This is a genomic window from Kluyvera ascorbata ATCC 33433 (genome assembly GCF_000735365.1).
In the GTDB taxonomy this organism is placed as follows: domain Bacteria; phylum Pseudomonadota; class Gammaproteobacteria; order Enterobacterales; family Enterobacteriaceae; genus Kluyvera; species Kluyvera ascorbata.
This window is the reverse complement of sequence record NZ_JMPL01000039.1, coordinates 23,923-34,727: the sequence shown is the minus strand read 5'-3', so window position 1 is coordinate 34,727 and position 10,805 is coordinate 23,923. Positions and strand designations below refer to the sequence as shown.

The 10,805-nt window shown below is 56.0% G+C and carries 8 protein-coding genes; 3 read left to right on the top strand and 5 right to left on the bottom strand.

Translation table 11 applies throughout. The features are described 5' to 3' along the window. Positions 1-24 precede the first annotated feature (24 nt). The 4 genes from cysG to tsgA form a co-directional block, all read right to left on the bottom strand. On the bottom strand, positions 25-1,398 hold the full coding sequence (gene cysG / locus GKAS_RS11520) for a siroheme synthase CysG (protein WP_035894396.1): 1,374 nt from the start codon (positions 1,396-1,398) through the stop codon (positions 25-27). A 143-nt stretch (positions 1,399-1,541) separates the two neighbouring features. Further along, on the bottom strand, positions 1,542-1,868 hold the full coding sequence (gene nirD, locus GKAS_RS11515; RefSeq protein ID WP_035894394.1) for a nitrite reductase small subunit NirD: 327 nt from the start codon (positions 1,866-1,868) through the stop codon (positions 1,542-1,544). Next, complete coding sequence (gene nirB, locus GKAS_RS11510; RefSeq protein WP_035894393.1) at positions 1,865-4,408, bottom strand: nitrite reductase large subunit NirB; 2,544 nt, start codon at positions 4,406-4,408, stop codon at positions 1,865-1,867. Before nirB ends, nirD begins: the two co-directional genes overlap by 4 nt. 308 nt (positions 4,409-4,716) lie before the next feature. Next, positions 4,717-5,898 carry an MFS transporter TsgA gene (gene tsgA / locus GKAS_RS11505; RefSeq protein WP_035894392.1) on the bottom strand — a complete coding sequence of 394 codons (1,182 nt, stop codon included), beginning with the start codon at positions 5,896-5,898 and terminating at the stop codon, positions 4,717-4,719. Positions 5,899-6,176: 278 nt separating this feature from the next. On the opposite strand from tsgA, the gene ppiA reads away from it, so the two are divergent. From ppiA to argD, 3 genes are all read left to right on the top strand, one after another. Further along, positions 6,177-6,749 (top strand): peptidylprolyl isomerase A, encoded by a 573-nt coding sequence (gene ppiA / locus GKAS_RS11500; RefSeq protein WP_035894391.1) that lies wholly within the window; start codon positions 6,177-6,179, stop codon positions 6,747-6,749. An 86-nt stretch (positions 6,750-6,835) separates the two neighbouring features. Then, the gene (pabA, locus tag GKAS_RS11495) at positions 6,836-7,399 is read left to right on the top strand and encodes an aminodeoxychorismate synthase component 2 (protein ID WP_035894390.1); all 564 of its coding nucleotides are present in this window, start codon (positions 6,836-6,838) and stop codon (positions 7,397-7,399) included. 84 nt (positions 7,400-7,483) lie between these two features. Continuing rightward, entirely contained in the window at positions 7,484-8,701 is a 1,218-nt protein-coding gene (argD, locus tag GKAS_RS11490; RefSeq protein WP_035894389.1) for a bifunctional acetylornithine/succinyldiaminopimelate transaminase, read from the top strand. Here the strand turns inward: argD and GKAS_RS11485 are convergent. Next, entirely contained in the window at positions 8,694-10,769 is a 2,076-nt protein-coding gene (locus tag GKAS_RS11485; RefSeq protein WP_035894388.1) for a YccS/YhfK family putative transporter, read from the bottom strand. The genes argD and GKAS_RS11485 overlap by 8 nt on opposite strands. Between the last annotated feature and the right edge of the window lie 36 nt (positions 10,770-10,805).

Here is a 10,805-nt window from a genome sequence, read left to right as displayed (position 1 = left end):
TTTTTTATATCTGTGATGTGACCATCAGTGATTCGAGAACCAGTTCAGCTTGCCACGCAGCCCCACCACGCGGCCGACGATAATCAGCGCCGGGCTCGCCATTTGCTCTGCCAGTTCGCCAAGTTGCGACAGCTTTCCGTCTACCACGCGCTGGTTTATCGCGGTGCCGTTCTCGACAATGGCCACCGGCATATCAGCCTGCATACCGTGTTCAATCAGCTTTTGCTGGATAGTGGCGGCCTGATTTAGCCCCATATAAAACACCAGCGTCTGTTTCTCTGCCGCCAGGTTATCCCAGTCCAGCTCGCCGCCGGTTTTCAGGTGCCCGGTGACCAGGCGAACGCTCTGGGCGTAATCCCGGTGGGTCAGTGGAATACCTGAGTAGGCAGAGCAGCCGGAGGCGGCGGTAATGCCGGGTACGACGGAGAAAGGAATGCCCGCGTTGCACAGGGTTTCCAGTTCTTCACCGCCGCGGCCAAAGATAAACGGGTCACCGCCTTTCAGGCGAACCACACGCTTGCCCTGCTGGGCCTCGCGCAGCAGAATCTGGTTAATCTCTTCCTGCGGTACGCAGTGGTAGCCTGCGCGCTTACCCACGAACACGCGGTCTGCGTCGCGGCGAACCAGATTCATAATGTCGTCGGAGACCAGGCGGTCGTAAACCACCACGTCAGCCTGTTGAATCTGCTGTAGGCCTTTCAGCGTCAGCAGACCGGCATCACCCGGACCGGCGCCAACCAGTACGACTTCGCCACGATGATCCAGCGGTGCGTTCAGCAGTTGTTCGGTGGTGTCATCAATGGCCTGTTGATCCTGATTGGCCAGCGATTGCGCCAGGCGGTCATTCTCAAACAGTTTTTCCCAGAAACGACGACGCTCGCCCATCGTGGCGAACTGTTTTTTCACCCGTGCGCGCAGTTGTCCGGCATAAGCGGCAACCTGTCCAAGATGCTGCGGCAGCATCGCTTCCAGCTTCTCGCGCAGCAGGCGTGCCAGCACCGGGGAAGTGCCGCCGGAGGAGACGGCAACCATCAGCGGTGAGCGGTCGATAATCGACGGCATGATAAAGCTCGCCGCTTTGGGCGCGTCGACCACGTTGCAGAAAATACGTCGCGTTTCGGCGGCGTCGCTGACCTGCTGGTTCACTTCGTCATCATCGGTCGCGGCAATCGCCAGCCAGCATGGGTCGAGCAGCGCGGGTTGGAAATCCCCCTGCACCAGCGTCAACATGCCCGCTTCGGCCCAGACGTGGAACTGCGGAACGTAATCCCGTGCGTTTACCGTCAGACGAGCGCCCGCGTCCAGCAGCAAACGTGCTTTACGCTCGGCGACATCGCCGCCGCCGACCAGCAAACAGTCACGATCGCGCAGTTGGCAAAAGATAGGTAAGTGATCCAAGGGGCAACCTCACGGAATAGATAAATGCGGGGGATGAATAATGCGGGTAAGGATAACAGCAGTCATCGTATGGAATATACGAATTTTCCCGCTGTTACCCCTTTAAGGTCATAAGTTTTTGGTATTACTTATGCCCAAAACGATCAGGCTTTCAGCTGCACCTGGCCGTCTTTAACGCGAACTTCATAATGCGGGATGGAGTGGCTTTCGTCCTCCATGCACAGGCCGTCGCGCAGGCGGAAGCGCTGTTTTTTCAGCGGGCTTGCCACCCACAGTTCGCCCTGGTGTTCGGCAATCAGTCCGCGCGACAGCACGCTCGACTCAAAGAACGGGTCGATGTTGCTGATGGCGAAGACCTGGTTGTCGGCATACGGACGGAACACGGCGACCTGCTGGTTGCCCAGCAGCGCACAGACGCCTGTTGCTGGCAGAATAGCGTCAATTTTGCAGATATTTACCCACTGGCTCATGCGTTTTCCTCCACCAGAGTGACCGGAATACGTTCATACGGCGTAGCAGGGCGATGCTGGGCACGCTCGGCAACCACCTGGACGTTCGGGTCACGTTGTTCGCTGTTGATAAAGTGTTTGAAGCGTACCTGAGCGGCTGGGTCGTTTACGGTCTCGGTCCATTCGCAGGCAAACGCTTCGCGCAGGCGGGCGATCTCTTCTTCCAGATGCTGGTTCAGCCCCAGTTTGTCGTCGATGATAACGGAACGCAGGTAGTCGATACCGCCTTCCAGGTTATCCAGCCACGGCGCGGTACGCGTCAGTTTATCGGCGGTGCGGATGTAGAACATCATGAAGCGGTCGAGGTATTTCACCAGCGTATCGCGGTCGAGGTCAGCGGCCAGCAGGTCTGCGTGGCGCGGCTTCATTCCGCCGTTACCGCAGACGTACAGGTTCCAGCCTTTCTCGGTGGCAATGATACCCACGTCTTTGCCCTGAGCTTCCGCACATTCACGGGTACAGCCTGATACACCAAATTTCATCTTGTGCGGCGTACGAATGCCCTTGTAGCGGTTTTCCAGCTCAACGCCGAAGCCTACGCTGTCGCCCACGCCGTAACGACACCAGGTGCTGCCTACGCAGGTTTTCGCCATACGCAGCGCTTTGGCATAGGCATGACCGGTTTCGAAGCCTGCTTCAATCAGCTGGCGCCAGATTTCCGGCAGGTCATCTTTCTGCGCACCGAACAGGCCGATACGCTGGGAGCCGGTGATTTTGGTATACAGATTGAATTCACGCGCGATACGGCCGACGGCAACCAGGCCTTCCGGGGTGATTTCACCGCCCGCAGAACGTGGGATTACCGAGTAGGTACCGTCTTTCTGAATGTTCGCCAGGAAGTTGTCGTTAGTGTCCTGCAGCGGCGTGTGCTGCGGCTTCAGGATGTATTCATTCCAGCAGGAAGCCAGCAGGGAACCGACGGTTGGCTTACAGACTTCACAGCCGTAACCTTTACCGTATTTCGCCAGCAGCTCGTCGAAGGTTTTGATGCCTTCTACGCGAATCAGGTGATACAGCTCCTGACGAGTAAAGGCGAAGTGTTCACACAGGCTGTGGTTGACTTCGATACCCTGTTTCGCCAGCTCGGCGTTCAGCACCTGGGTCACCAGCGGAATACAGCCGCCGCAGCCGGTACCGGCTTTGGTTTCGGCTTTCAGCGCGGCAACGGTGTGGCAGCCTTTGTTGATAGCGGCAATCAGGTCGCCTTTAGAGACGTCAAAGCAGGAGCAAATCTGCGCGCTGTCAGGCAGCTTATCGACGCCGATAGACGGTTTACCGCTGCTGGCGTGCGCTGGCAGAATCAGCGAATCCGGGTTTTCCGGCAGTTCGATAGCGTTCAACGCCAGCTGCAGCAGGTTGCCGTAGTCGCTGGTATCGCCGACCAGTACCGCGCCGAGCAGGGTTTTGTTGTCTTCGCTTACGATCAGACGTTTGTAGACTTCTTTGCTTTCGTCGAGGTAGACGTAGCTGCGCGCGCCCGGCGTATGGCCGTGAGCATCGCCGATACCACCGACGTCTACGCCCAGCAGCTTCAGCTTGGCGCTCATGTCCGCGCCCTGGAAGGCGTTTGGCGTACCCAGGATATGATCAACGGCGACCTGCGCCATTTTATAACCCGGTGCGACCAGGCCATAGACGCGGTTTTTCCAGCTGGCGCATTCGCCGATAGCGTAGATATCCGGGTCAGAGGTCTGGCAGCTGTCGTTAATCAGGATACCGCCGCGCTGGCCGACTTCGAGGCCGCACTGGGTGGCCAGTTTGTCGCGTGGGCGAATGCCGGTAGAGAAGACGATGAAGTCGATTTCCAGCTGGCTACCGTCGGCAAAACGCATAGTTTTGCGGGCGTTTTCGCCTTCCTGAACAATCTCTTTGGTGTTTTTGCTGGTGTGAACTTTCACACCCATGCTTTCAATTTTACGCTTGAGCTGTTCGCCGCCCATCTGATCGAGCTGTTCAGCCATCAGCATTGGGGCGAATTCAATCACGTGGGTTTCCACGCCAAGGTTTTTCAGTGCGCCGGCTGCTTCGAGGCCAAGCAGGCCGCCGCCGACCACCGCACCGCGTTTGCTACGGCGGGCACAGGCTTCAATGGCGTTCAGATCTTCAATCGTACGGTAAACGAAGCAGTCCTGAGTTTCAGACCCTTTGATTGGCGGGATCCATGGGTAGGAGCCGGTTGCCATAATCAGTTTGTCGTAAAACACGGTACGGCCCGCGCTGGAGTGGATCACCTTCTCTTTACGGTTGATGGTGATGGCGCGTTCGCCGACCAGTACCTTCACGCCGTGCTTCTCGTAGAAGCCTTCGCGCACCAGCGACAGCTCTTCTGCCGTGTGATGGGAGAAGTAGGAGGATAGGTGGACGCGGTCGTAGGCGATGCGGGGTTCTTCACAGAAGACGGTGATATCGAACTGGCTTGCGTCGGACTTATCGAGAAGATCCTCGATAAAGCGGTGGCCGACCATGCCGTTACCGATAATTGCGAGTCTGACTTTGCTCATTTTTGCCTCGATTTCTATTCTAATACTGCCTACCTTAACGATTCAGCTATTGGGATTATTGATACAAATCAATTTAGCCTTTACCTACCCCTTAATGAGTAGAGTTATGATTTTTAAGTAGTTTTGTAAGTTGCGGAAAATACTCAACTTTATGCGCTGTTCGTTTTTTGAGCGAAAAGAGTGAAAAATCGGCGGGGAGAGAGGAGCGTGAGGATGCGTAATGTTGGTGAACGCTGAGAGGGGTCCGTTCACTTCACGTCATGTTCAACAGAACGTAAAGTGAACGGAATTTCTTGCCGGACTGACTATTAGTGGGAAGCGCTCGCCGCATGCTGGCGATGGCGGCTCACAAAGCCCAGAACAAGACACATCACGAACACCACAGCGTACAGACCATTTGCAGTGGTCAGCGCCGCCAGAGGGCCGCTGTGGGCAACGATAGGCCCGGTGACCACGAAGGTCAGCATGGTGCCGATGGTGCCGCAGGTCAGAACAAAGTTAACCAGTTTTGGTGAGGCAATTTTGGTCTGCAATGAACCCAGCGTAATGATGGAGGTATAGATAGCGCTGGAGAAGAAGCCCAGAGTCAGGATGAACCAGGCCAGATGCTGTGGCTCGCCGTGGTTGAACAGGTACATCATCACGGTCGCAATACCGGCCAGAACGGTCAGAATACGTTGCAGATCGAAGAAGCGCAGGATGAAGCTGAAGGCCCACATACCGAACATATAAGACATCCAGAAATCGCTGACCAACTGGCCTGCGTCGTTCAGGCTCATGCCCAGGCCTTTGGCGTATTCCGGTACCCAGGAGATGAAGCCCAGCTGGCCCAGGATGTAGCACAATGCCGCGATGGACAGGAACAACACGCCGATGCCCCATTTCTCTTTCACTACCGGCTGGTCGCTGGTTTGCGCTTTTTTACCCAGAACCGGGAATTCACAGCCCAGGGTCAGCACGAAGATAGCAACATAGATGAGGCCGATGCAGGCATAAACCCAGTACCACTCAATAGTACGCGCCAGCAGCCAGGCCGCGAGCATTGGGAAGATCATCCCGGCCATGCTGAAGAAGGAGTCGGTGAACAGCAGACGCGCGCCGCGCTGACGGCCTTCATACATATGGGTGATCAGGAAGGTACCAATGGACATGGTGATCCCGCTAACCAGGCCAAGCACGAACATCGCCGCAGAGAACAGCGCCAGGCTATGGCTGGTCATCAGCCCGATCACCGCCAGCACCATCAAAATAAAGCCGAAGCGCAGCTGGGTTTTCAGCGGCACAATTTCCATCAGCCAGGCATTGAGGAAAATAGAGATCAGGATCCCTGCGTTCAGGAAGGTAAAAGTGTTACTCATGCTGGAAACGGGCAGATTAAAGTAATCGGCGATATTTCCCATCACCATCCCGGTGACGATTACCAACGCACCGGTAAGGGCGTAGGAGAAGAAGCTGATCCATGTGAGCTTGGTACGATTGCTGTTAGTCATGACTGGCCTGTGAATAGTTGTGTAAAGCGCGTTGACTCTGCGCTGAGCGAGCAGATTTTAGTCATTGACGTGATGCATTCATAGTTTTATTACGCAAAACTTTCTTTATTACATTTTTCAATGTGATCATGATCACATAATTAAATTTATACATTCTTACCCTGATCATTATTAACCGTTTCAGTCACGTAAACTTAAGTAAAGCACTGGCCTGAGGGGCTATCCCTCTTTAGAATCAAGCCACTTGCTTTCTCTACTGCACCGTTAAAGGAATTCTCATGCTCAAATCCACTCTGGCGGCCATGGCGGCTGTGTTTGCACTCTCTGCGGTTGCGCCTGCGGCGTTAGCGGCGAAAAACGATCCGCACGTGCTGCTGACCACTTCTGCTGGCAACATCGAGTTGCAGCTGGATAGCCAGAAGGCGCCGGTCTCCGTTGAAAACTTCCTGAACTACGTTAATAGCGGCTTTTATAACAACACCACGTTCCACCGTGTGATCCCTGGCTTTATGGTTCAGGGCGGCGGCTTTAACGAACAGATGCAGCAGAAGCAGCCGAATCCACCTATCAAAAATGAAGCCGATAACGGCCTGCGCAATACCCGTGGCACTATCGCCATGGCGCGTACCGCTGACAAAGACAGCGCAACCAGCCAGTTCTTTATCAACGTAGCGGACAACGCTTTCCTGGATCACGGCCAGCGTGACTTTGGCTACGCGGTGTTTGGTAAGGTTGTGAAGGGGATGGACGTGGCAGACAAAATTGCTCAGGTGCCGACCCACAACGTCGGGCCATACCAGAATGTTCCTTCCAAACCGATTGTGATCCTGTCGGCGAAAGTCCTGCCGTAATCAGTACGGGGTGGCATCTGGCATGAGGCTGCCGCCCCGTCACTAAAGTTGGTAGAATGGCGGCAAATTGAATGACCGGAGCCGCCATGATCCTGCTGATTGATAACTACGATTCCTTTACCTGGAACCTCTACCAGTATTTCTGCGAGCTGGGTGCCAGCGTGACGGTCAAACGTAATGATGACATCACCCTTGATGACATCGACGCACTCTCCCCAGAAAAAATCGTCATTTCCCCAGGTCCCTGCACGCCGGATGAAGCCGGTATTTCTCTTGATGTTATCCGTCGCTATGCCGGTCAAACGCCGCTGCTTGGTGTCTGCTTAGGCCATCAGGCCATTGCTCAGGCATTCGGCGCGCGTATTGTTCGTGCCGAAAAAGTGATGCACGGCAAAACCTCTCCGATTACCCATCATCAACAGGGCGTATTCCGCGGCCTGAATAACCCGCTCACCGTGACGCGCTACCATTCGCTGCTGATCGATCCCGCAACGTTGCCCGACTGCTTTGAGGTGACGGCCCGCAGTGAAACGGGTGAAATTATGGGTATCCGCCACCGCGAATGGGATTTGGAAGGCGTACAGTTCCACCCGGAAAGCATTCTCAGCGAGCAGGGCCACGCGCTACTGGCAAACTTCCTCACGCGATAGTAGTTGCCATGACGTGATTTTTTATGCATATTTTGTGGATAAATTCTCACAATCATTGCTTCATCGTTTGCAGAAGGGCATGACATGGAAACCAAACAACCTGCTATTACCCGCGCGACCTTCGACCAGGTCATTTTGCCAATCTATGCACCAGCGGAATTTATCCCGGTGAAGGGCAAGGGGAGCCGCGTATGGGATCAGCAAGGCAAAGAGTACGTTGATTTCGCCGGCGGTATCGCGGTGACTGCGCTGGGCCACTGTCATCCGGCGCTGGTTGAAGCGCTGAAAACTCAGGGTGAGACGCTGTGGCACACCAGTAACGTCTTCACTAACGAACCGGCGCTGCGCCTTGGTCAGAAACTGGTGGACGCAACCTTCGCCGAGCGTGTGGTGTTTATGAACTCCGGTACGGAAGCCAACGAAACGGCTTTCAAGCTGGCACGTTACTATGCATCCACCCGTCATAGCCCGTACAAAACGAAAATCATCGCTTTCCATAATGCTTTCCACGGCCGTTCGCTGTTTACCGTCTCCGTTGGCGGGCAGCCGAAGTATTCCGACGGCTTTGGCCCGAAACCAGCGGATATCGTCCACGTGCCGTTTAACGACCTGCACGCGGTGGAAGCGGTCATTGATGACCATACCTGCGCTATCGTAGTTGAGCCGATTCAGGGGGAAGGCGGCGTACTGGCGGCTACGCCTGAATTCTTACAGGGCCTGCGTGCGCTGTGCGATAAGCATCAGGCGCTGTTGGTGTTTGATGAAGTGCAAAGCGGCATGGGGCGTACCGGGTCGCTGTTTGCCTATATGTACTATGGCGTGACGCCGGATATTCTCACCAGCGCCAAAGCGCTGGGCGGCGGTTTCCCGGTGAGCGCGATGCTGACCACCAACGACATTGCCAGCGCGTTCCACGTCGGCTCACACGGCTCCACCTACGGCGGTAACCCGCTGGCCTGTGCCGTTGCGGGTGCGGCATTCGATATTATCAACACTCCGGAAGTGCTTAACGGCGTGAACGCCAAGCGCGAGCGCTTTGTGCAGCACCTTCAGCATATCAACGCGAAGTACGATGTCTTTAGCGACGTGCGCGGCATGGGTCTGCTGATTGGCGCGGCGTTGAACGAGAAATACAAAGGCCGGGCGCGTGATTTCCTCTACGCCGCGGCGGACGTCGGTGTCATGGTACTGAACGCCGGGCCGGACGTGATGCGCTTTGCACCATCGCTGGTGGTGGAAGAGGTGGATATCGACGAAGGGATGCAGCGTTTCGCTCAGGCGGTCGCTAAAATCGTTAGCTAGCCCGTCGTTTTAACCAGCCTCCATGACGCGGGCGCTGTCGCCAGGCCACCGACGAGATGGTGTGCATGGTGCTCAGATGCCCCAGAATACGCTGAAGATGCTGTTCCATGGTGCTTAACGGCCCATGGGACAGCGCGTCCGGCGATTCCATAATATTCACTTCACCGCTGCTTCCCGCCTCATCGTACTCCAGACGCTGTTGACAGCGCTGAAGGGCAATCTCACAGGATTCCAGATATTGCTGCGCGAGATCCGGCGTCAGCATGTTGTGCTCGCGTGCCAGCGTGGTCATGGCGTTGATATGCTCGACGATAAACTGACTGTGGGTGACCCACAGCTTCATATCTTCCAGATAGCGCGAGTTAAAGCCCGGTTCCTGCATGGCCTGGTTGAGCGTGTTGTAGAGCGTGTTGTGCGCCTGGTTTACGCGCATACGCTGATAGGCAAGCTTAGGCGCCTGCGGGTCGGGGCTCAGGATAAGACGAATGGCTTCCTGGTCGGCTTCCAGCGCCGCCTGAGCGTTTTGTCGAAGCTGACCGCTTTGCCACTGCGGCCACAGCCAGATCATCCCGCCAAAGGCAATCAGACAGCCGATGATGGTGTCGATAAAGCGCGCGACGATAAACTGCTCGCCGTTCAGCGTCAGAATTTGCAGGGTATAAACCGCGGTAATCGTAAAGCCGACGGTGGCCCAACCGTAGTGGCGACGGATTATCAGGTAGCTCCCCAGCGTGACGATAAGCATACCCGCTAACGCCAGTCCTTCTGAGATGTGGAAGTGCAGAACGACGGCGGCAATCACTAACCCTGCCAGCGTACCCGCCGCACGATGGAAAATACGTACGCGAGTTGCACCGTAGCCGTTTTGTGTGACCAGCAGCACCGTCATCAGGATCCAGTAAGGCTTTGGCAAATGCAGCGCGGCACCCATCAGGCTGGCGATACTGAGCATCACGCTGAGTCGGGCGGCATTACGTAGCGCCGGAGATTTCAGCGACAGGTAGTTTTTGAGCGCTGCGAATAGCGGCAGGCGGCGCTCTTTATCGGCCATCAGGTTGCGCGGGTAGAGCGGGCGCTGGGAGCGCAGCACGCGGGCAATGCGGCTGAAGTGCCAGGCGCAGAACTGGCCAACCGGGTTATCTGGATGCTGGTCGGCAATTTTTTCCAGCGCGCCAATCTGCTTGTCCATATTGAAGCGGGTAGGGTAGCGGTGATAGAGAATATCGTCAGCCAGTACCCTCAGGCGTGATGCCACGGTCTGGGCATTCCAGCGGATCACCGCTTCGGCGTGGCTGCGTTCAACCAGCTTTTGTACCTCTTCCGGTTGGTGCAAGCTGACGGAGATATGCTCCTGCAAGTCGAGCCCCACCTGGAAGGCGCGCAGCAGGCGCTTATAGTCGTTGTGCTGATTCGCGGCGAGCATGTGCAGCTGCTGGTAGCACTGAGAGATGAGATCCACCACCTTCTGTTGACGAGTGAGCAGCGGCGGCAGCGCGGTACTCGGGTCAGTGTGCTGGGTCAACAGGCTATATTTGGCTTCGCAGTACTCGGCGAGCTGTCGGTAGAGCAGGCTCAGCGATTCCCGCAGCGGCTGCTCGCGCCATATCCAGAACCACCACCAGTTAAACAGCCCATACCACAGCGTGCCGAACGCGTAGAGCAGTAGCGGCTCCCAGATGGGCATATTACCCGCCAGGCTTAAGGTGAAGATAGAAGCAATCAGTGAGGCGGGCAGTAACCGCCCGTGCAACGCGCTGATTTCCGCCGTGACACCCAGCAGCAGCGCAAGCCCGGTGAGAATCAACGGTAAGGGGATATCGCGCGCCAACAGCAGCTGCACGGCAAGGCTACATCCGGCAAACAGACAGCCACCGATAATCAGGCGTTTAAAGAAGCGCTTATGTGGGGTATCGAGGCCGGCGATATTGCAGCAGGCAGGCACCAATGAAAACAGCAGACCCTGCTGGAGATGGCCGAACAGAAGCCCGATGGCAACCGGCAGACATAACACCAGCGTTTGCCGCAGTGCATAGTTGACTTCGGGGTGGTAAATCAGCCTGCGCCACATAGGGGGAAAAACAAAAATGGCGTATTGCTTTTACAA